This window comes from Microterricola viridarii (assembly GCF_001542775.1).
In the GTDB taxonomy this organism is placed as follows: Bacteria; Actinomycetota; Actinomycetes; order Actinomycetales; family Microbacteriaceae; genus Microterricola; species Microterricola viridarii_A.
The window spans coordinates 2493678-2515308 of sequence record NZ_CP014145.1 but is presented as its reverse complement, the minus strand read 5'-3'; the positions used below and the strand labels follow the sequence as shown (position 1 = coordinate 2515308).

18 protein-coding genes and 1 tRNA gene are annotated in these 21631 nt (G+C 69.9%); 11 read left to right on the top strand and 8 right to left on the bottom strand.

What is annotated here, in order from left to right; genetic code table 11:
• The first annotated feature begins 128 nt into the window (after positions 1-128).
• Both topA and tmk read left to right on the top strand, forming a co-directional pair.
• Entirely contained in the window at positions 129-3029 is a 2901-nt protein-coding gene (gene topA, locus AWU67_RS11520) for a type I DNA topoisomerase (protein WP_067229087.1), read from the top strand.
• Positions 3026-3697, top strand: a complete 672-nt coding sequence (gene tmk / locus AWU67_RS11515; protein WP_234407228.1) for a dTMP kinase — start codon at positions 3026-3028, stop codon at positions 3695-3697. The genes topA and tmk overlap by 4 nt, the downstream gene beginning before the upstream one ends.
• Before the next feature lie 90 nt (positions 3698-3787).
• On the opposite strand, the gene AWU67_RS11510 is transcribed toward tmk, so the two are convergent.
• Positions 3788-4723: a LysR family transcriptional regulator gene (locus AWU67_RS11510; RefSeq protein WP_067229085.1), complete on the bottom strand. Its 936-nt coding sequence runs from the start codon at positions 4721-4723 to the stop codon at positions 3788-3790.
• Positions 4724-4820: 97 nt separating this feature from the next.
• On the opposite strand from AWU67_RS11510, the gene AWU67_RS11505 reads away from it, so the two are divergent.
• The 5 genes from AWU67_RS11505 to AWU67_RS11485 all read left to right on the top strand — a co-directional run bounded on the left by AWU67_RS11505 (position 4821) and on the right by AWU67_RS11485 (position 11087).
• On the top strand, positions 4821-6074 hold the full coding sequence (locus AWU67_RS11505; RefSeq protein ID WP_082716945.1) for a cytochrome P450: 1254 nt from the start codon (positions 4821-4823) through the stop codon (positions 6072-6074).
• A gap of 67 nt (positions 6075-6141) precedes the next feature.
• A complete protein-coding gene (locus AWU67_RS11500) occupies positions 6142-6447 on the top strand; it encodes a 2Fe-2S iron-sulfur cluster-binding protein (protein WP_425339204.1) in 306 nt (101 codons plus the stop codon).
• Between the two features lie 14 nt (positions 6448-6461).
• Positions 6462-7697 carry an NAD(P)/FAD-dependent oxidoreductase gene (locus AWU67_RS11495; RefSeq protein ID WP_199922285.1) on the top strand — a complete coding sequence of 412 codons (1236 nt, stop codon included), beginning with the start codon at positions 6462-6464 and terminating at the stop codon, positions 7695-7697.
• A gap of 537 nt (positions 7698-8234) precedes the next feature.
• Positions 8235-9446: a DNA polymerase III subunit delta' gene (locus AWU67_RS11490; protein ID WP_067229077.1), complete on the top strand. Its 1212-nt coding sequence runs from the start codon at positions 8235-8237 to the stop codon at positions 9444-9446.
• Between the two features lie 48 nt (positions 9447-9494).
• Complete coding sequence (locus AWU67_RS11485; protein WP_082716944.1) at positions 9495-11087, top strand: alpha/beta hydrolase; 1593 nt, start codon at positions 9495-9497, stop codon at positions 11085-11087.
• On the opposite strand, the gene AWU67_RS17380 is transcribed toward AWU67_RS11485, so the two are convergent.
• Positions 11084-11257, bottom strand: coding sequence for a hypothetical protein (locus tag AWU67_RS17380; protein WP_160329747.1), 174 nt, complete (start codon positions 11255-11257; stop codon positions 11084-11086). The two genes, AWU67_RS11485 and AWU67_RS17380, sit on opposite strands and share 4 nt — an antisense overlap.
• A gap of 92 nt (positions 11258-11349) precedes the next feature.
• On the opposite strand from AWU67_RS17380, the gene AWU67_RS11480 reads away from it, so the two are divergent.
• Positions 11350-12132 (top strand): glycosyltransferase family 2 protein, encoded by a 783-nt coding sequence (locus AWU67_RS11480; RefSeq protein ID WP_067229074.1) that lies wholly within the window; start codon positions 11350-11352, stop codon positions 12130-12132.
• Positions 12133-12158: 26 nt separating this feature from the next.
• On the opposite strand, the gene AWU67_RS11475 is transcribed toward AWU67_RS11480, so the two are convergent.
• From AWU67_RS11475 to AWU67_RS11460, 4 genes are all read right to left on the bottom strand, one after another.
• Complete coding sequence (locus tag AWU67_RS11475; protein WP_234407227.1) at positions 12159-13055, bottom strand: alpha/beta fold hydrolase; 897 nt, start codon at positions 13053-13055, stop codon at positions 12159-12161.
• Between the two features lie 45 nt (positions 13056-13100).
• Complete coding sequence (locus tag AWU67_RS11470; protein ID WP_234407226.1) at positions 13101-14114, bottom strand: alpha/beta hydrolase; 1014 nt, start codon at positions 14112-14114, stop codon at positions 13101-13103.
• A gap of 51 nt (positions 14115-14165) precedes the next feature.
• Positions 14166-14366, bottom strand: coding sequence for a hypothetical protein (locus AWU67_RS11465; protein WP_067229067.1), 201 nt, complete (start codon positions 14364-14366; stop codon positions 14166-14168).
• A 106-nt stretch (positions 14367-14472) separates the two neighbouring features.
• Positions 14473-14548 (bottom strand) — tRNA-Thr (locus AWU67_RS11460).
• 131 nt (positions 14549-14679) lie between these two features.
• Between AWU67_RS11460 and AWU67_RS11455 the strand changes: the two genes are divergently transcribed.
• The 3 genes from AWU67_RS11455 (at position 14680) to AWU67_RS11445 (ending at position 17839) form a co-directional block, all read left to right on the top strand.
• Positions 14680-15672, top strand: a complete 993-nt coding sequence (locus AWU67_RS11455) for a Gfo/Idh/MocA family protein (protein WP_067229064.1) — start codon at positions 14680-14682, stop codon at positions 15670-15672.
• Positions 15673-15742: 70 nt separating this feature from the next.
• The gene (dacB, locus tag AWU67_RS11450; protein WP_082716943.1) at positions 15743-17218 is read left to right on the top strand and encodes a D-alanyl-D-alanine carboxypeptidase/D-alanyl-D-alanine endopeptidase; all 1476 of its coding nucleotides are present in this window, start codon (positions 15743-15745) and stop codon (positions 17216-17218) included.
• A gap of 36 nt (positions 17219-17254) precedes the next feature.
• Positions 17255-17839, top strand: a complete 585-nt coding sequence (locus AWU67_RS11445; RefSeq protein ID WP_067229060.1) for an isochorismatase family protein — start codon at positions 17255-17257, stop codon at positions 17837-17839.
• Between the two features lie 818 nt (positions 17840-18657).
• On the opposite strand, the gene AWU67_RS11435 is transcribed toward AWU67_RS11445, so the two are convergent.
• Positions 18658-20088, bottom strand: coding sequence for an HNH endonuclease signature motif containing protein (locus AWU67_RS11435; protein WP_067229054.1), 1431 nt, complete (start codon positions 20086-20088; stop codon positions 18658-18660).
• 406 nt (positions 20089-20494) lie between these two features.
• Positions 20495-21610: a 3,4-dihydroxyphenylacetate 2,3-dioxygenase gene (hpaD, locus tag AWU67_RS11430; protein WP_067229050.1), complete on the bottom strand. Its 1116-nt coding sequence runs from the start codon at positions 21608-21610 to the stop codon at positions 20495-20497.
• Between the last annotated feature and the right edge of the window lie 21 nt (positions 21611-21631).

The window sequence follows — 21631 nt, the reverse complement described above, 5'->3', positions numbered from 1 at the left end:
AGGCACGCACTCGATGTGAGTGTGTATCGTGTGGCATGGCAGGCCTTCAGGTCGCCGATCACACGATGCTGGATGCGCTTGGGGGCGCGGCAGATCCGCTCGTACTCAATAGAAACAAGAGGAACCTGGTGCCGGGCACGAAAAAACTGGTCATCGTGGAGTCTCCGAACAAGATGAAGTCGATTGCCCAGTACCTGGGCGATGGCTACGAGGTCTTGGCATCGGTGGGCCACATTCGCGATCTGATCGAGCCCAAGAACCTCCCGGCCGAGCTGAAGAAGGGTTCCCTCGGCAAGTTCTCCGTCGACGTCGAGAACGGCTTCGAGCCCTACTACGTCGTCTCCGACGCCAAGAAGAAGACCGTCGCCGAGCTGAAGCGCGCAATGAAGGATGCCGACGAGCTCCTGCTCGCAACTGATGAGGACCGCGAGGGTGAGGCCATCGCCTGGCACCTGCTGCAGGTGCTTCAGCCGAAGGTGCCCGTCAAGCGCATGGTCTTCCACGAGATCACCAAAGACGCCATCCTGGCCGCCAAAGACAACACACGCGAACTCGACACCGCTCTGGTCGACGCGCAGGAGACGCGCCGCATCCTCGACCGCCTCTACGGCTACGAGATCTCGCCGGTGCTCTGGCGCAAGGTCGGCCCCGGCCTCTCCGCCGGCCGCGTGCAGTCCGCCGCGACCCGCCTCGTCGTCGACCGGGAACGCGAGCGCCTCGCCTTCACCGCGGCCGGCTACTGGGATCTGAGCGCGATCCTCAGCACCGCCCTCGACGGCGCCGACTCCGACGGCTCGAATTTCTCCGCCCGCCTCGCCCGGCTGAACGGCGAGCGCATCGCCAGCGGCCGCGACTTCGACGACAACGGCCAGCTGAAGAGCTCGGCATCCGTGCTCGACGAGGCCGCAGCGACGGCCCTCCGCGAGGCACTGCTGCAGCCCGGCGTCGATCTCACCGTGAGCAAGGTCGAGTCCAAGCCGTACTCGCGCAAGCCAGCCGCGCCGTTCACGACCTCCACGCTGCAGCAGGAGGCCGCCCGCAAACTGCGCTTCTCGGCCAAGCAGACCATGAGCGTCGCCCAGTCTCTCTACGAGAACGGGTACATCACCTATATGCGTACCGACTCGCCCTCGCTCTCGCAGCAGGCGATCAACGCGGCGCGCACCCAGGCCACCGCCCTGTACGGTGCGGACACCATCCCCGACAAGCCGCGCGTCTACACCGGCAAGAGCAAGAACGCGCAGGAGGCGCACGAGGCCATCCGCCCCTCCGGCGACACCTTCCGCACGCCGTCCTCGCTCTCCAGCGCGCTGCGCGGCAACGACTTCAAGCTGTACGACCTCATCTGGAAGCGCACCGTCGCCTCGCAGATGGCCGACGCCAAGGGGCAGACCGCCTCGGTCACGATCGTGGCCGGGCCGACGGGCGAGTCCGAGAACCCGCGCGCCTCCAAGGCACTCGCCGAGTTCACGGCATCCGGAACCGTCATCACCTTCCGCGGCTTCCTGAACGCGTACGAAGAGAGCCGCGACGAGGAGCGCAACGCCCCGAGCGAGCCGAGCGAGTCCAAGCTGCCGCAGCTCAGCGAGGGCCAGCGGCTCAGCTTCGCCGAGCTCGACGCCAACGGCCACGAGACCACGCCGCCTCCGCGTTACACCGAGGCCAGCCTGGTCAAGCGTCTGGAAGAGCTCGGCATCGGCCGCCCGTCGACCTTCGCCTCGATCATCTCGACGATCGTCGACCGCGGCTATGTCACCCCTCGCGGGCAGTCGCTCATTCCCAATTGGATCGCCTTCTCTGTGGTGCGGCTGCTGGAGGAGTACTTCGGCGACCTCGTCGAATACGACTTCACCGCCGAGATGGAGGGTGACCTCGACCACATCGCGGCCGGCGAGGCCGACCGTGTCGACTGGCTGAACAGCTTCTACTTCGGTTCCGACAAGCACAAGGGCCTGCGGCAGGTCATCGACAATCTGGGCGAGATCGACGCGCGCAGCATCAACTCGATGCCGATCACCGACGACATCACGCTGCGCATCGGCAAGTACGGCCCCTACCTCGAGGTGTCAGAAGAGGGTGCAGCCCCGGACGCCACGCCCCGACGCGTCAACCTGCCACTGAACCTGGCCCCCGACGAGCTGACCCCGGCGAAGGCGCGCGAGCTCATCGACGCCCCCGTGGTCACCGACCGCGTGATCGGCATCAACCCGGAGAACGGCAAGGAGATCGTCGCGAAGGACGGCCGCTTCGGCCCCTACGTGACCGAGCTCGACCCGGCCCCCGAGGTCGCGGCCGACGCCGCAACCGGTGAGGTCCTCGAGGCGGATGCCGCGAAGCCGGCCGCCAAGAAGAAGCCGGCCGCGAAGAAGGCAGCCGCGGTCAAGCCGCGCACCGCCTCGCTGTTCAAGTCGATGGACCTGGCCACGATCGACCTCGACACCGCGCTCAAGCTGCTCTCGCTGCCGCGCGTCGTCGGCATCGACCCGGAGACCGGCGCCGAGATCCTGGCCCAGAACGGCAAGTTCGGCCCGTACCTGAAGAAGGGCGTCGACACCCGCTCGCTCACCAGCGAGGACCAGATCTTCGATATCGACCTGCCCGGGGCGCTCGAGCTCTACGCCCAGCCGAAGTACGGCGGCCGTGCCGCCTCCAGCGCGCTGCGCGAGTTCGAGGCCGACCCGGTGAGCGGCAAGCCGATCAAGGTGAAGGACGGGCGTTTCGGCGCCTACGTCACCGACGGCACCGTCAACGCGACCATCCCGAAGAGCGAGACCGTCGAGGACCTCACCTTCGAGCGGGCCGTCGAGCTGCTGCAGATCAAGCGCGACAAGGGCCCGGCGCCCAAGAAGACCGCGGCGAAGAAGGCTCCGGCCAAGAAGGCGCCCGCGAAGAAGGCCGCAGCGAAGAAGCCCGCAGCGAAGAAGCCGACTGCAGCCGTCTCGGCCGCGCGCTCCGAGGCCGCCAAGAAGGCTGCTGCGACCCGTGCCGCGAACAAGGCAGCCGCCGCGGCCGCCGGAGCGGCCGAGTGACCGGGGGCTCTGCCCCGCTGGTTGAGTCTGTCGAAACCGCCGGCGCGGCATCCGGTGTCTTCATCACGCTGGAGGGCGGCGACGGCTCGGGCAAGACGACCCAGTCCGAGCTGCTGGCCAGCTGGCTCGGCGAGCAGGGCCGCACGGTCCTGCGCACCCGCGAGCCCGGCGGCACCGAGGTCGGCGTCGAGATCCGCGAGATCGTGCTGCACCACCGCGGACACATCGCGGCGCGGGCCGAGGCGCTGCTCTACGCCGCCGACCGCGCGCACCACATCGAGACGGCGGTGCGCCCGGCGCTCGCCCGCGGTGAGGTCGTCATCCAGGACCGCTACATCGACTCCTCCGTCGCCTACCAGGGCGCCGGGCGGGTGCTCGGCGGCGAGGAGGTGCGCCAGCTCTCCCTCTGGGCGACAGAGGGGCTGCTGCCCGACCTCACCGTGCTGCTCGACCTCGACGAGACGGTGGCCCGTGGCCGGCTGGATGCCGCCGAGAAGCGCTTCGACCGGCTCGAGGCCGAGAAGGGCGCCTTCCACGCCCGCGTGCGCGAGGCCTTCCTCGCGCTGGCGGCGGCCGAGCCGGAGCGCTTTCTCGTCGTGGACGCCGCCCTGCCCGTCGACGAGATCGCCGCGCTGATCCGCGCCCGCGTCGCCGCGCTGCTCGACTAACCACCAACACACGCCGCCACCCTTCGCGGGCCGGGGCGAAAACACAGGATGAGAGCGGCGCCGCCCCCGAGACGGGGTGCGGCACCGCTCTCATCCTGTGTTTGCGGGCGAGCTGTGCAGGGGTGCGCCGGGGGCTGCGCGCAGGTGCTCAAGCAGGGCCTCGGTGCGCCGCGTCATCCGGCTGCCCGCTGTGCGGGCCAGGCCGACGGTGCTCGTCTCGACGGTGTCGGCGAGCGGGACGCTGACCACCCGGTGGCCGTCGTAGCTGAGGTCGCCCCGCGGTCGCTGGTACAGAATCGAGTAGCCGAGGTCGCGCCCGACGAGGCAGCGCACCAACTCGAAGTTCAGCGAGCTGTGGCTCATTCGCGGGCGGAGGCCTGCGCGCGCGAACAGCCGCTCCGTGTTCTGCTTGCTGGGCGGCAGGTCGAGGGCGATGAGCGGAAGCTCCGCCAACTCGGCCAGGCTCAGCGACGCCCGTTCGGCGAGCGGGCTGCTCGCGGCGACGATCACGTGCGGCAGGTACTCCCGCACCGGGTCGTGCGCGAGCTCCCGGGAGATGTCGGCGCTGTACATGAGGGCCACCTCGATGTTGCCCTGCAGCAGCAGTTCGTGCAGCTCAGGCGCCGGGGCCTCGACGAACTCGAGTTCGAGCGCCGGGTGGGCGCGTGCGAAGTCCTCGAGGATGCTCGGAAGGTAGAACGGGGAGAGCGCCGGGTAGCAGCCGACCGCGAGGCGCCCGCCGACGCTGTCTCCCGCCTCGAGCGCGTGCGCGGCGAGCGTGCCCGCGTTGCCGAGGAGCATGCGCACCTCCGGGAGCAGCCCGGCGCCGAGCGGTGTCAAGGTTGCCCCCTTCGCCTTGCGGCGGATGAAGAGCTGCACCCCGAGGTTCCTCTCCAGCTCGTCCAAGGCGATGGCCAGACCGGATGCCGTGACGTGGCATTGCGCGGCCGCCGTCGACAGCGAGCCGTGCGTGGCCACGGCCTCGAAGTACTCCAGCTGCCGGATCGTGAACGGGTGGTTCTCCATAACCAGAATTTACTTGGTTTTCGGCGTAGTTAAACATGTTTTACAACACTGCGCGCACTGAGTTGACTGGGCGCACAGCTCAATGAGGAGGTTGGCCATGGCGGCAGAGTCTGCAACGACGACGGAAACGACGGCGGCGGCATCCGCAGCGGTGGGGGCCGGCGGGACGCTCGGCGAGAGCGTGGACCTGGCCGAGATGTGGGTGAACCCGTGGCCGCTGCTCGAGCGGTTGCGCGCCGAGGAGCCTGTGGCCTGGGTGCCGGCGGCGAACCGCTACCTCGTCACCCGCTACGACGACGTGAGCACGATCGAGCAGAACCCCGAGATCTTCATCGCCCGCGAGGAGGGCTCGCTGATGTACCGGGTGATGGGACACCCGTTCCTGCGCAAGGACGGCGAGGAGCACCGCGCCGAACGGCACGCCGTCGAGAGCCCGCTCAAGCCCAACGCCATCAAGCGGCACTGGAACCCGATCTTCGAGCGCAACGCCGCAGACCTCATCGACGCCCTCGAGCAGCGGGGCGGCGGCGAGCTCGTCGCCGACTTCTTCGGCCCGCTCGCGGCGCGCAACCTCGCCCACGTGCTCGGCTTCATGACCGACACCTCCGGCCATGCGCCCGACGCCTTCGACCTCAGCCTGCAGGTCTGGTCGCAGTCCATGATGGACGGCGTCGGCAACTACGCCGACGACCCGGCCGTCTGGGCGCAGGCGGATGCCGTCGTCGCCGAGATCGACGCGGAGATCGACCGCGCCGTCGCCCGGGTGCGGGTGACGCCGGACGAGTCGATGATCTCTGCTGCCGTGCACGCCGAGTATCAGATGCCGATCGAGTCGCTGCGGGCGGCCGTGAAGATGACCATCGGCGGCGGCGTCAACGAGCCGCGCGACGCGATGGGCATCGCCGTCTACGCGCTGATCACCCACCCGGAGATCCGGGCGCGGGTCGAGGCGGATGCCGCGCTCTGGCGCCCCGTCTTCGAGGAGACGATCCGCTGGGTCGCCCCGATCTCGATGTACCCGAAGATGGTCGCCGTCGACACCGAGCTCGGCGGCGTCTCACTGAAGCCCGGCGACAAGATCGGCGTCTGCGTCGGCAGCGCCAACCGCGACGAGCGCGTGTTTGAGCGCCCGGAGGAGTTCAACATCGACCGCGACCACGTCAGCCACCACGCCTTCGGCGGCGGCCCGCACTTCTGCGGGGGTGCCTGGGTGGCCAGGGCCTCGGTCGCGCAGATCGCGCTGCCGGAGCTGTTCCGCCGGCTGCCGGGCCTGCAGCTGGCACCGGGGGCCGCGCCGCGCGAGCGTGGCTGGGTGTTCCGCGGGCTGCTCGAGCTGCCCGCCGTGTGGTGACCCCGACCCGCCTCGTGACCACAGCTTCCGGAACAGAGAGAACCAGAGAATGTCGCGTTTGACCATTGTGAGCGTCGACGGCGCCGCCGTCGACCTGGACGTCGCCGACGGGATGTCGGTGATGAAGGCCGCCGTCAACAATCGGGTGAGGGGCATCGTCGGCGAGTGCGGCGGCGGAATGCAGTGCTCCACCTGCCACGTCTACGTCGACGAGGCGAACACCATCGCCCTGCCGCCGATCTCGGAGGACGAGGAGGAGATGCTCGAGGCGACCGCCGCCCCGCGCACCGCTCACTCACGGCTGAGCTGCCAGCTGCGGTGCTCCGCCGCCACCGACGGGCTGCTCGTGCACGCCCCGGCCACCCAGTTCTGATGCGGGCGGGGTGTGTGATCGTCGGGGGCGGTCACGGCGGCTTCCACACCGCGAACGCGCTGCGGGAGGCAGGATTCACCGCGCCGATCACCATCGTGGATGCCGGGGCGGGGCTGCCGTACGCGCGGCCGCCGCTGTCGAAGGACTACCTCGCCGGCACGGTCGGCGCCGAGCAGATCTGGTTCCGGCCGGAGTCCTTCTACGCGGCGGCGGGCGTGACTCTGCTGGCGGGCACGACGGTCGAGGCGGTCGACCGGGCGACCCGCTGCGTGCGGCTCGTCGACGCCGAGGGCACGGTGTCACTGCTCGACTACGACCACCTGGTGCTGGCGACGGGCTCGCGGCCGCGCCCCCTGACGGTGCCGGGCGCCGAGCTGGCCGGCGTGCACCGGCTCGCCACTCGAGCAGACGCCGACCGGCTCGCGACCGCCTTCGAGCGGGCCCGCGACGTCGTCATCATCGGGGCCGGCTTCATCGGGCTGGAGTGTGCCGCCCACGCGACGGCGCGTGGGCTTGCGCCGACGGTCATCAACGCGGCCGCCCGCGTGCTGGAGCGCGCGGCATCCGCCCCCTTCGCCGCGCAGATCGAGGCCTGGCACGAGGCGCGCGGCGTGCGGATGCTGCACGGCACCGTGGCGCGCGAGATCGTGGGTGCCGACGGCGCCGCCACCGGCGTGCGCGACAGCGCCGGGCGGTTGCACCCGGCCGACCTCGTCGTCGTCGGCATCGGCGCCGAACCGGTGAGCGAGCTGGCCCAGGCGGCCGGTCTCGTCGTGCAGGGCGGTGTGCTCGTCGACGCCCTGCTTCGCACGAGTGACCCGGGGATATTCGCGATCGGCGACTGTGCGCGCTACCCGCACGCGGCCACCGGCGCGCTGCTGCGGCTGGAGTCGGTGCAGAACGCGACCGACCAGGCGCGCAGCGTCGCCGCCACGCTCACCGGGCGGCCGCGCCCGTACGACGCCGCGCCCTGGTTCTGGAGCGACCAGGCCGAGCTGCGGATCCAGATCGCCGGGCTGAGCGCCGCGGCCGACGAGCACGTGCTGCGGGGCGACCCGGCCAGCGGCCGGTTCAGCGTGTACTGCTTTCGCGACGGCGTGCTGGTCGGCGTCGACTCACTGGGCAGCGCCGCCGACCACATTGGGGCGCGCAAGCTGCTCGCCGCCCGGGTCAGCCCGACGCCGGAGCAGGCCGCCAATCCGAGCTTCCCGCTGAACTCCCTGCTGCAGCTCGCACCCGTCGGCGGCTGACCGGCGCCCTCACGTTGGCTCGAGGGAGCTTGCGACCGAAGCCAACACACGGGGCCGACCGAATCCCGTTGGTTGGGCGCGTAGAGACTCCGCCGACTTAGACGGGCTCAGTCTGCGGATGCCGTGGGCTGCGGTTTCTGTTGAGTCGCTCGGGGCTTCGGGGGCTGCGCTGCTCCTTCGGCGCGGCGCGGCCCCCTCGAGCCGACGTGCTTCTCCACGTTGGCTCGAGGGAGCTTGCGACCGAAGCCCGTTGGTTGAGCGCGTAGAGGCTCCGCCGACTTCGGCGGGCTCAGTCAGTGGAAGCCGGGGGCTGCGGTTTCTGCTGAATCGCTCGGGGCTTCGGGGGCTGCGCTGCTCCTTCGTCGCGGCGCGGCCGCCTCGAGCCGGCGTGCTTCTCCACGTTGGCTCGTGGGAGCCCCCGATCGAATCCCGTTGGTTGAGCGCGTAGAGACTCCACCGACTTCGACGGGCTCAGTCTGCGGATGCCGCGCGGCGGCGCGGGCGCGGCTGTCGGTGGCCGACCGGTAACCTTGAGGGGTGACGGTGTGGAGCGAACTGACGGGGCAAGCGGAGGCGATCGCACTGTTCCGCGCCGCGGCGAGCTTCCAACCGGGCGCGGCGGCCGATGCCGCACGTGCCGACGCAGCGCTGGCTGCCACCGAGTCCGGCGCTGTGGCATCCGGCCCGGCGAACCAGATGACGCACTCCTGGCTGATCACCGGCCCGGCTGGCTCCGGTCGCTCCAACCTGGCCTTCGCCTTCGCCACCGCGCTGCTCAGCGGCAACCACGACGGCGACGAGGCGACCGCCGCGCAGGTGCGGGCGCGCAGCCACCCCGACCTGCAGGTGCTCACCACCGAGGGCGTCATCATCAAGATCGCCGACGTGCGCGAGACGGTGCGCCGCTCGCACTACTCGCCCTCGGTCGGCCGCTACCGCGTGATCATCGTCGAGGACGCCGACCGGATGGCCGAGCACGCCTCGAACGTGCTGCTCAAGGAGCTCGAGGAGCCGCCGGAGCGCACCGTGTGGATCCTCTGCGCGCCGAGCGAGGCCGACCTGCTGCCGACGATCCGCTCGCGCGTGCGCAGCGTGCGGCTGCGCGTGCCCACCGTCGCGGATGTCGCCGAGCTGCTGGTGCGGCGCAACGGCATCAGCCCCGAGCTGGCCGAGCGTGCCGCCCGTGAGGCGCAGAGCCACATCGGCATGGCGCAGCGCCTGGCCACCAGTGCCGAGGCACGCGACCGCCGCCAGGAGACCCTGACCACCGCCCTTGAGGTGCGTTCCGTCAGCAGCGCGGTGCTCGCCGCCGCCCGGATGCTGGCGATCGCCGGCGCCGACGCCGAGGCCATCACGGTGCAGCGCGACGCCCAGGAGCGCGAGCACACGCTGCGCTCGCTCGGCATTGCGCCGGGGCAGGCGATTCCGCCCGCACTGCGCGGCCAGATCAAGGCGATGGAAGACGACCAGAAACGGCGCGCGAAGCGCAGCCTGCGCGACGGCATCGACCGCATCCTGGTCGACCTCTCCTCGCTGTTCCGCGACGTGATCATGCTGCAGCTCGGCCGCACGGATGCCGTCATCAACCGCGAGCTCGAGGGCAAGATCGCGGCAGCCGCCACGCGCAGCACTCCCGCAGAAACACTCGCTACGCTCGACGCGATCACCACCGCGCGGCACCGGATCGAGGCGAACGTCGCCCCGCTCCTGGCGCTCGAGGCGATGCTCGTGTCGTTCCGTCGCACCTAAAAGGGTGCGGCGGCGGCCCTTCACGCTCCAGACAGAAAGCGAAGACAGTTGACGACTGCCGCCCGCACCACCCCCGCCGGGTCTCCCGCCCGTCCCGCTCGACGCCGTGGGCGCCGTGGGCGCCGATGGGGCGCAGCACTGGCCGGCGCTCTTGCCGTCACCATCGCGCTCACCGGATGCGTCACGGCGTTCCTGCCCGAGCCGCCCCCGGCCACCTCCACGCCGACCGGTGAGGACGTCGACGCCTCGGTCGCCGCGTTCTACGGGCAGACCGTGCAGTGGAGCAGCTGCGGCGGCGGCATGCAGTGCGCCGACGTGAAGGCGCCGCTGAACTGGGCGGATCCGGCATCCGGAACCATCAAGCTGGCCATCGTGCGCCAGCCGGCCAGCGGCGACAAGATCGGCTCCCTGTTCGTGAACCCGGGCGGCCCCGGTGCGTCCGGCTACGACTTCGTGAAGGACTCGGTCGACTATGCGACCGACGAGCGCCTGCAGGAACGCTTCGACGTGGTTGGCTTCGACCCCCGCGGCGTCGGCCGCTCCACCGCGGTCGCCTGCTACGACGCGGCCCAGATGGACGCGTACCTCTACGACGTGAGCACCACTAAGCGCGGTAGCGACGCCTGGATCGCCGAGATGACCGACTCATCGCGCGCCTTCGGCAACGCCTGCGCCACCGAAACCGGGCCGCTGCTCGAGCACGTCGACACGCAGAGCGCCGCCAGAGACCTCGACCTGCTGCGCGCCGTGCTCGGCGACAAGGAGCTGTACTACCTCGGCTACTCCTACGGCACCTTCCTCGGCGCCGTCTACGCCGAGCTGTTCCCGGGCAAGGCCGGCCGGCTCGTGCTCGACGGCGCGTTGGACCCCGCCGCCAGCAACTTCGAGGTGACCAAGGTGCAGTCCGTCGGCTTCGAGAACGCGCTGCGCGCCTACCTCAAAGACTGCCTCGGCTCGTCCTCCTGCCCGTTCAGCGGCACGGTCGACCAGGGCATGGCCACCATCGCCGCGCTACTGGCATCCGTTGACGCCAGCCCGATCCGGGCCTCGGATGGCCGCCAGCTGGGTTCCAACGCGCTGCTGACGGCGATCATCTACCCGCTCTACGACGCCAAGGCGTGGGGCATGCTCAGCGACATGTTCGAGAGCGTGATGCACGGCGATGCCGACCTGGCGTTCCAGTTCGCCGACGGTTACAACGGCCGCAACGCCGACGGGAGCTACTCCGACAACTCCACCGAGGCGTTCATGGCCGTGAACTGCATGGACTACAGCTACAACGCTGACCCGGCCTCGATGCGCGCCCAGGCCGCCGAGATCGCGGCGGCTGCGCCGGTGATCGGCAGCTACATGGCCTACGGCGACATCGGCTGCGCCAACTGGCCGTACAAGTTCCAGGGCGAGCGCGCCCCGATCCACGCGGCGGGCGCCCCGCCGATCCTGGTCATCGGAACGACGAACGACCCGGCCACGCCGTACGTCTGGGCCGAGTCGCTCGCCGACCAGCTCGACAGCGGCGTGCTCGTCACCTACCAGGGTGAGGGCCACACCGCCTACAACAAGTCGAACTCGTGCATCTCGAACACCGTCGACGACTACCTCATCAAGGGAACGGTGCCCTCGGCCGACCCGCGCTGTTAGCGGTTGCGGCGCGCGCGAATCACGAAGACGATCACCAGACCGATCAGCACGAGGGCGCCCAGCTGCAGAAGGCCGGCGACCGGGTCGAAGTGCAGCAGCGCGCCCGGGTTGGTGTCTGCGCACTCGGTCGCCGGGGCCGCGCACGACATCCGCAGCGTGAGCTCTCTCATAGGGGGAGTCAAGCAGGGCGGATGCCGCGCCGCGGGCTCCGTTGCCCAATCGTGACGCACTGGCCGAAACCACGCTGCGGTACTCTGTGCCGATGGGGACCGACAGGGGGCCTCTGCCCGCGCAGCGGCCCGCGACCACGATCGCGGTCGTCATTCCCTCGCGCAACGACGCCCGCTTCCTCGCCATCTGCCTGGCCCACCTGGCGGCGCAGACCCGGCCGGCCGACGAGATCATCGTGGTCGACAACGCAAGCAGCGACGACACCGCTGCGGTCTGCGATGCGGCCGGCGTTCGACGGATCTACTGGCCGATCCGCGGCGTCGGCGGCGCCTCGGCGGCCGGGTTCGACGCCGCCAGCAGCGGCATCCTGGCCCGGCTGGACGCTGACTCGCGCCCCGCGCCGGACTGGTTGGCCCGGGTCGAGGCGGCCTTCGGCGAACCGGCTGGGATCGCACTCGTCACCGGCCCCGGGGAGTTCTACGGCGGGAGTCGGCTGGTGCACTGGTTGGGGCAGGTTCTCTACCTGGGCGGCTACCTCCACGTGGTCGGGGCGATGCTCGGCCACCCGCCGGTGTTCGGTTCGAACTTCGCCATGACGGCCGACGTGTGGGCGCGGATCGGCCCGGACGTCGCCCGTGACGAGCCGCGCATCCACGACGATTTGGACGTCTCGTACCTGGTGCGGCCAGACATGGCAGTCAGATACGACCCCGAGCTGCGGATGCCGGTCTCTGCCCGCCCGTTCGCATCGTGGAGCGCGCTCGGGCTGCGGTTGAGTAAGGCGTGGACGACGCTGGCGCACGAGTTCCGCCGGGAGGCGCCGTGGCGCCGGCACCACGCGCGCACCCGCTGGGCGCGCGCCCACCGGCCGTAGCGGCGGGACGGGCAGCGGGCTGGTGGCTAGCGCCCCGCCGTGGCGAACAGCCGCACCAGGTCACGGCAGAGCTGGTGCGGCGACGTCTCGCAGGGGCTGTGCCCGGCCGGGTAGACGGCGAGCCCGGCCCGCAGCGCCTCGGCGAACTCGGCGTGCAGCCGGGTGGGCCAGAGGTCGTGCTCGCCGACCGCCACGAACTTCGGCAGCGGCGCGTCGCGCAGGATCGCGGCGAGGTCGGGCGCGTGCTTCATCATCGCGATGATGTCGCTCACTGACTCTCGGCGGGTGAGCGCGAAACGCTCCCGCACGAACCGCAGCCGACCGGGCGACACCGGCACCAGGTTGCGCCGGATTCCCCACACCATCAGGGCCGCCCCGGTGCGCCCGCTGGCCAGCCCGGTGAACGGCCCGATCCGGCTGACGCCGCGGAAGCTCTGCCCGGCCAGCGGCGGACAGCTGAGCAGGGTCAGGCTGGCGAAGCGCTCTGGCTCGCGCGCGTAGGCCAGACCGGCGACGAGGCCGGCGAAGGAGTAGCCGACGATGTGCGCCGGGCGGCCGACATCCGCCAGCACGGCCAGGAGATCATCGACGAACAGCTCGTAGTCGTAGTGCTCCCGGGGCGGGTCGAGGTTCTCTGGCCCGGCCAAGACCGACTCGTACTGCCCGGCGAGGTCGAAGCTCAGCGCGAAGTAGCCGGCCGCGGCCAGCACCGGCAGCATGAGCACGAAGTCCTCCTTCGACCCGGTCGCGCCCGGCACCAGCAACACCGGCGGCGCAGCCGGATCGCCGTGGCTGATCATGGCGAGGGGCCCGCTCGGGGCGGCAAAGGTCGTCGCGGTGACGCCGTCCGGCAGCGTCGCCCAGTCGAAATCGGGCAGCTCGGCGTCGGCCGCAACTGCGGGATCCGTCGCCTGCTCGTCCATCGCCACACCTCCGCATCGCATGGCGGGGTGGCCGGAACGCTCCGACTAAGCCGTCACCGTCGTTATGAAGGAGCTTAGGCGGCGATAAACCTCCTGGGACTCCGGATAACGAAAGTTCTGCTGCCAGGTGTGCTCGGTGTTCGCACTGCCCCAGCCGTAGACGAGCGCATCGACGGGAACCCCGTGCTCCTTCAGCCGCGCGATCAGGTTCATGTTGGAGCGGTAGAAGAAGTCGCGCTCCGAGGTGGTGATGAACACCGGTGGGCAGCGCGAATCCAGCCACTCGATCGGCGACATGAACCGGGCGGCCTCGCGCAGCCGGTGCCCTTGGGCGGCTCCAGCCTCGTCGCGGCCGTGCGGCAGCAGCATCCGGATGAAGTTCAGGCTCATCACAAAGCCCTTCTCGAAGAACACCGAGAAGTCGACGATGCTGCAATGCTGCACGAGGCCGCGCAACTGGGCCAGGCGCAGGGACGGGCGCAGGGAGTAGTGCTCCGCGAGCTCGGGGCGGAACGTGGCGGCGGCCATCAGCGCCGAGATTTGGCCGCCGGCTGAGTCGCCGCCCAACACGCAGCGCTCCCGGTCGCCGTTGAAATCGGCGATGTTGGCACCCACCCAGGCGAGCGCCGCATTCGCATCCTCGAGCACGTGGCCCAGGTGGAAGCTCGGCGCCATCCGATAGTTGACGTTGACCACGACGACCCCGTCGGCCGCCTGCCTGGCGCAGTACTTCGTCAGCGATGCCTTGTCGCCCGAGGTCCAGCCGCCACCGTGGAAGTACACGTAGATGGGCAGCGGGTCCACGGCCGCGCCGGTGCTCGCCGGGGCCATCACATCGAGCCGGTGCGCACGGATGCCGTCGCCGACGAAGTCGATGTTGAACCAGTAGCTGACACCGCTGACCGGCTCGGCGTTGAAGCGGCGGCGTTCGCCCGGGCTGACGGCGCGCATCAGCAGCCGCCAAGCCCAGACGGGCACGCGGCGCAGTGCGCCGCGAGCGCGGCGTTCCGCGGCCTCCGCGGCCGTCGTACCGGCCTGCCCCTGCCCCTGCGCTTTCACGCGAACACGGTACGTCGCGACGCTGGGAGCACGCTCACCGGCAGCTGCGGGTTAGTCGGCCGGCACCGGGTGGTCGTAGTCGAAGGAGTCGTCCACTCCGTCGGTGCTGCCGACGAGCTGGTAGGTGAACCCCGCGTGCGTCAGCACCGGATGTGGGGTGTTCCCCGGCAGATAGCGCACGCGGATGTCGTACCCCACGGCCTCAAGCTCGTCGCCGTAGAGCACGGCGGTGTAGGCATCGTCGCTGGTCATGGCCAGAGTCTACGAGCCGGACCGGCATCCGTCACGGGGGCGCAGCATCGAATACCTGGAACCAAAAAAGGCCAGCCGGAGTGATCCGGCTGGCCTTTTCTGTTGCTGGGGCCGCCTGTGGGAATCGAACCCACGACCTTCTCATTACGAGTGAGACGCTCTGCCGACTGAGCTAAGGCGGCGTGGCAACCACACGATTTCTCGCGTGAATGGCACAGCAATAGAGCTTAGCCGACGTTTTGGGTGTTCGTGTACACGCACCCGTCCCGCCCAGTCTTTGGACGCCCTCCGAGGGCGGCACTAGGCTGAGCGCGTGACTACAACGACGACATCACTGCGCTGGGGAATTCTTGCAACCGGGGGCATCGCTCACGCGGTGACGTCCGACTTGGTTGCGAACGGAATCACGGTGCAGGCCGTCGGGTCGAGGCGTGCAGAGAGCGCGGCCCAGTTCGCCGCCGAGTTCGGCATCCCGAATGTGCACGACAGCTATGAGGCCCTGGTCGCCGACCCGGAGGTCGACGTCATCTACGTCGCAACGCCGCACCCGTTCCACGCCGAGCACGCCAGTCTGGCTTTGAATGCCGGCAAGCACGTGCTCGTCGAGAAGCCGTTCGCTCTCAACGCCGCGCAGGCCCGCCAGGTCGCCGATCTAGCCGAGGCGAAGGGCCTGGTCGTGCTCGAGGCCATGTGGACGCGCTTCCTGCCGCACATGCAGCGGATCCGCGAGATCCTCGACGCCGGCACCATCGGCGAGGTGCGCACCCTCATTGCCGACCACACCCAGCAGCTCTCGGAGGACCCGGCCCACCGGATGAATGACCTGAAGCTCGGCGGCGGCGCGCTGCTCGACCTCGGCATCTACCCGATCTCCTTCGCCTCCGCGCTGTTCGGAGCCCCGGAGAGCATCCAGGCCACGGCGACTTTCAAGGCGACGGGCGCAGACGCGCAGATCGCCACCACGTTCAGCTACGCCAACGGTGCCATCGCAGCCGCGCTCTCCGCCAGCGATGTGCAGGGTCCGAACCGCGCCACCATCATCGGCACAGCCGGCCGCATCGACATCGACGGCGTCTGGTACACCCAGACCAGCTTCCGGGTTGTGGATGCCGCAGGCACCGTGCTCGAGGAGTACACCTCCCCGGTCAACGGCGGCGGCAAGCACTACCAGGCCGTCGCGCTCGAGGAGCTCGTCGCTCGCGGCGAGCGGATCGACGCGCGCATCCCGCTGGAGGAGAGCGTGCAGATCATGCAGACGCTCGACGATGTCCGTGCCGCGATCGGGCTGAAGTACCCGGGCGAATAGGCGTCAGCCCGCGGCGCCCGAACCCCGGGCGCCCACTGGTCGCTCAGGCTGGCCGGGCTAAAATGGTCGGATGCCGAATTCCGACGAGCCACGCCCTGCCCCGACCCCCACGCCGGGGAACGGCACCGCGCGCACGTCCGGAGCCTTCATCGCCCGCCTGCGCAGGCATCCGCGCGCCACGCTGATCACGGCGGGCGCGCTGGCCCTCGTGCTGTTCGGGGGCATCGCCGTCGCGGCCGGCAGCGCCGTCGGCGCCCCGGCAACCGCATCCGTCGCCGTGAAGACCCCGATCCCGACGCCCACCCCCACGCAGACCGGCCGGCCGGCACCCGCCGCTGCGCCCGCCGCGAGCATCGTGCGCATGTGCTCCGTCGCCGAGCTCGCCGCCGACTCCCGCCTCGGCAGCTTCCAGGCCCAGGTGCGCAATGCCGCCACCGGAGAGGTGCTCTACGACCGCGGCGGCGACACCGCCTCACGCGCGGCCAGCGTCATGAAGGTGCTCACCTCCGCCGCGGCCCTCTCTGTGCTCGGCCCCGACTATCGCGCGACGACGACCGTCGTTGCCGGCAGCGAGCCGGGCTCCGTCGTGCTCGTCGGCGGCGGCGACATCACGCTCAGCCGCACCCCGAGCGGCGACGAGTCCGCCTACGCGGGTGCCGCGCACCTCGACGAGCTCGCCGCGCAGGTGCAAGCGGCCTGGGACGCGAACCCGGCCAACCCGCCGCTGACGAAGCTCGTGCTGGACTCCTCGATGTTCGGCGGCGCCGAGTGGCAGCCCAGCTGGGACAGCAAGGAACTCTGGGACGGCTACATGCCGCCGATCACGGCGCTGCAGGTCGACGGCGACCGCGACAACCCCTACAACAACACCTCCAGCCGCAGCGAGGACCCGATCGGGCGGGCCGGCGAGGCCTTCGCCGACGAGCTCGGTGGCGTCAGCATCGAGCGCGGAACCGCCCCGGCCGGCGCCGCCACGCTCGGCTCCGTGCAGTCGCAGCCCGTCTCGACGCTGATCCAGCAGTCGCTCATCGTCTCGGACAACGCCATCGCCGAGATGCTCGGCCGCCTGGTGGCGGTCGAGTCCGGGTCCGGCAACAGCTTCGAGTCGATCCAGGCCGGCATGCTCACCGGCCTCGCCGACTACGGCATCGACACCACGGGCATCGTCGCCGTCGACGGCTCCGGCCTGAGCGACGACAACGCCATCCCGCCGAGCTACCTCACCCAGCTGTTCATGAAGATCAACGCCCGCGAGGGCAACCTCGGCGTGATCTTCGACGGCCTCCCGGTCGCCGGGCAGAGCGGCTCGCTCTCCTACAGCGACCGGTTCACAGGGGACAGCGCGATCGCCGACGGCTCCGTGTTCGCCAAGACCGGTTGGATCGACACCGGCTACACGCTGTCCGGCGTCATCCACGCCGCCGACGGCACCCCGCTCACCTTCGCCATCTACGCACTGGATGACGTGGACGACAGCGCCAAAACCGCCATCGACGCGCTCACGGCCGGCTTCTACAGCTGCGGTAACACGCTCTCAAACCTGTGACGCCCCGCCCTCAGGGGCAGCGGCGATAATGGGTGCATGACTAGGGCACTTTTCATCGTTGACGTGCAGAACGACTTCACCGAGGGCGGCGCGCTCGGGGTCGTGGGCGGCGCGGCCGTTGCGGCCGGCATCAGCGCCCTGCTCGCCGCGCACGCGGGCGAGTACGGCACCATCTTCGCCTCCCGCGACTGGCACGACGAGGGCAACGACAACGGCGGCCACTTCGCCACGGATGCCGCGCCGGACTTCGTCGACAGCTGGCCGGTGCACTGCGTCGCCGGTACCGCGGGCGCCGACTACCATCCGGCATTCGACACCGCCGCGGTCACCTTCCACATCCGCAAAGGTCAGGGCAAGCCCGCCTACTCGATCTTCGAGGGCACGGGGGAGAACGGCGAGACGGTCGCCCAGCTGCTCACCGAGCGCGGCGTGACCGACATCGACATCGTCGGCATCGCCACCGACTACTGCGTGCGCGCCAGCGCGCTGGACGCACTCGAGCACGGCCAGCGCGTGCGCGTGCTGCGCGACCTCATCGCCGGGGTGGCAGCCGAGAGCTCGGTGGCCGCACTGGCCGAGCTCGGCCACGCCGGGGCCGAGATCGTGGACTCTGCCGGTTAAGCGCTTCACTCCGCGCTGGCTGGCCTCCGCACGCTGGCTGGCCTCCGCACGCTGGCTGGCCTCCGCACGCTGGCTGGAGGGAGCGCCAGCGACCGAAGCCCTGAGCGCGTTGCCCGACCGGGTTGTGCTGGTCTCGTGGCGCACCGAGTTCAGGCCCTGAGAATTGCCGTCTGTGAACGTCCACGCACGGTGTCGCCCGGGTTTAAGAAACGACTGATTCAACGAACGAGGTCATGACGGTCAGTTTCACGATCGGCGGCAATGGAGTCCGATCGATTGGATGCCAAGGTAACAGGCGCTGAACCAACCGATTGAGCCGCCCCACTTGTGGCGGAGGCACCCCCACTTGGGGTAGAGACAGGGAGGCACGCCGTACCTAGCCTCAGCGCATGGGGAGCGACAATTCTGGCAGCACCTTGACGTGGCCCATTTTCGCGCTCAGGACTCTGTCGATGCTCTGGGTCCTCGTTGCGCTCGGTGCGGGCGCTTTGGCGTTCATGTCCTGGGCTGGCTCTGCTCGGTACTCGGTCGCCGACTGCACGACCAGAACGACAACCGAGGGCACAACAAGTCCACTGCGTGAGGTGGCCGTTACGCCTGGAGGTGATCCTGTTCGCCCCGAGACGCACTACATATTGCTTCCGTTTCAGCTCGTGTGCAACTGGCAGCTGAAGGACGGACAGCGAATCAGGACGACGTACATCGAGCTGGGTACGCCCAATGTGCTGGCAGCGATGGCGGCATTGGGCCTGAGTGTTGCCGGATTTATCACCGCATCGCGGGAACGGGGTGCGCGGGATTCGTTGTGAGCGCAGGTGCTATTCGACGAGCACGGGTTGGGGTTCGCTCTGATGCTCGAGCTGCTGTTCGCAGAGGTCGGCGAGCTGGGTGCGGGACTTCGTGGTTCTTCGCCACGGCGTCTCGGCCTCGGAGCGGCCACCGCGGAGCCAGGGCGGCGGTTTCACGTGCGGAACCCCGTCGATCATCAGGATGCGCCAACCGCTGGTCTCAATGGTGCGGTGGTGTAACCAGCACAACAGCACGCCGTTGCAGACGTCCGTTTTGCCCCCGTCGCGGTGGGCGATGACGTGGTGGATCTCGGACCAGGCAGCCGGGATCGTGCACCCCGGAATGATGCACCCGCCGTCACGCAGGGTGATCGCCCGCCGCTGCTGGGCGTTGAAGACCCGATCCGACGTGCTCAAACTGACCAGCCGGCCGTCGTCGCCGATGAGGACGGTTTGGGTGCCGCCGGCGCAGACGAACTGCTCGACCGCCCGCATCGACAGGGCCGCGTCGCAGCCCTCGATGAATCCGGCACCGCAGCGCCGGTCGAGGTCGGCCTGCCGCACCGAGACCAGCACCGTCGGGGCCGCCCCGCCGATCCGGGGCGCGTCGGCGGAACGGGCGGCACCGTCGATCAGGCTGGCGAACACGTCATGCCGGGCCTGCGCCGTGGCGCGCGGGTCTTTCGGGGCGTCCGGGTCGGCGTCGGTGAAGGTGGGTTTGCTGCGCGGGTTCAGGTACGCGTTCAACAGTGTCTCGAACTTGGCGTCGATCTCGGGCAGCAGGGCCATCCTGCGATGCACGAGACCGTCGCGGGTGAGGCCGGCGCTGATACCCCGGGCCTGCATGGCACGTTCCTCGACGGGTTCGGTGCCGTCCGGGTCCAACACTTGTTCCCAAACACGCGCCTGCCCGCGGACCTCGTCGGCCGGGAATGGCAGCGGCGACTCGATCGTGGGGCCGGTCGCGGCGGCGACGAGAGCGTGCTCGGCCCGTTCCAGGTTGAGGTCCCCGACCCGGGCCCGGATCGGGGCGAGGGTGTCGATGATGGCCAGGGCGCTGTCGTAGCCGAGGATGCCGGAGCGGAGGGCGGCAGATGCTGCGGGGAATGCGGCCGGGAGGGTGTCTCCGGTCAGTGCGGTGCGCGGCCTCATCGCCTCACCCACCCGCATCCGCTGGGTGAGGGTGCGCTCGGATGCCAGCGTGATCCGAGCCAGGAGTTCCACGGCGTTGCGGCAGCCCTTCTTCGCTGACAGGCGGTCCTCGCCGAGCTCGCGGCGGGAGCGGAACGCGACCTCGCCGGCGGTCTTCAGCCGGAGGGCGTCGACGACGCGGCCGGCGGCTTCGACGGTCGCGGTGAGCTCGAGCAGGGCGTCGTCGTGCAGCATCCGCGGGTCGGAAACAGCGAGGGCGGCGGACAGGTGAGACTGTGCCTCAGCCAGGTGCTCCGTCGCGCTTCCCATGGTTCTATTTTACGGTGAAAAGCAAGTCATTCCCGAGAAAAATGGCTGGTGTGGATAACTTTTCATGGTTTGTCGGTGGGTGGGTGTAGGGGCGTGCGGTGAGGGGTGGTCGGGTTGGAAACCGGGCTTCGGTCGCTCGTTCCTCGATCCCTCAGCCGCCGTGGAGAGAGGCCAGGCGAGGCGCTGCAGGCCGGATGGAGGGAGCGCCAGCGACCGAAGGCCCGCCGTCAAACCTGGCACAGCATGCCTGACGCGGATGCCGCGCGCCCGGGCGGCATCCGGGGGCTGCGTCGGCCCACGGATGCCGCGCGCCCGGGCGGCATCCGGGGGCTGCGTCAGCCCACGAAAAATGCGTGGGCCCGGGAATGATCCCTGGCCCACGCATCTTATGCGGGTCGACGCGCGCTTAGAGCGTGTTGCCGAGCTTGAAGCCGTCGCTCTGGTCGCCCTCGCGGGTGTACGAGAAGCCGTCGGCACCGATGGTCACGGCCATCTCGGAGTCGTCGGTGCGGGTGACCAGCGGCTGCGGCTTGCCGTCGAGGTCGAGCACCAGCGAGGCCTCGGTGTACCAGCTGGGCACGACCGCGTGGCCCCACCAGTCGCGGCGCTGGTTGTCGTGCACGTCCCAGGTGACGACGGGGTTGTCGGGGTCGCCGGTGTAGTAGTCCTGCGTGTAGATCTCGACGCGGTGGCCGTCCGGGTCGCGCAAGTACAGGTAGAACGCGTTCGAGACGCCGTGGCGGCCCGGTCCGCGCTCGATGCTGTCAGACATGCGCAGGGCGCCCAGCTTGTCGCAGATCGCGATGATGTTGTGCTTCTCGTGCGTGGCGAACGCGACGTGGTGCATGCGGGGGCCGTCGCCGCCGGTCATGGCGGTGTCGTGCACGGTGGGCTTGCGGCGCATCCACGCGGCGTAGGTGGTGCCCTCGCCGTCCTGGATGTCCTCGGTCACTCGGAACCCGAGGTCTTCCATGTAGGCGACGGCGCGGGGCACGTCCGGGGTGACCTGGTTGAAGTGGTCCAGGCGCACCAGGCAGCCGGGGGTCTGCAGGTGGTAGGCCCAGGCGAGGCGCTCGACGTGCTCGACGTCGTAGAAGAACTCATAGGGGAAGCCCAGCGGGTCCTCGACGCGCACCGAGTCGCCGATGCCCTTGTTGTAGCCGTTCGGGTTGCGCTCCACGCGGCATCCGAGCTCGGTGTAGAACGCGACGGCCGCGTCGAGCTCCTGGGGGCTGCGCACGCGGTAGCTGAAGGCGGCGACAGCGGCGACGGCGCCCTTGCGCAGCACCAGGTTGTGGTGGATGAACTCCTCGAAGCTGCGCAGGTAGACAACCTCGTCGTCCTCCTCGGTGACGACCAGGCCGAGCACGTCGACGTAGAACGCGCGCGAGGCGGCGAGGTCGGTGACGATGAGCTCCATGTAGGCGCAGCGCAGGATGTCGGGCGCGGGCGACGTGGGCGTCGCGATGCGGTTGGCTGGCACGGCGATCGGGCTGTCAGAGGTGATGATGGGTTCGGTCATGCTGGTGTTCTCTTCCTTGAG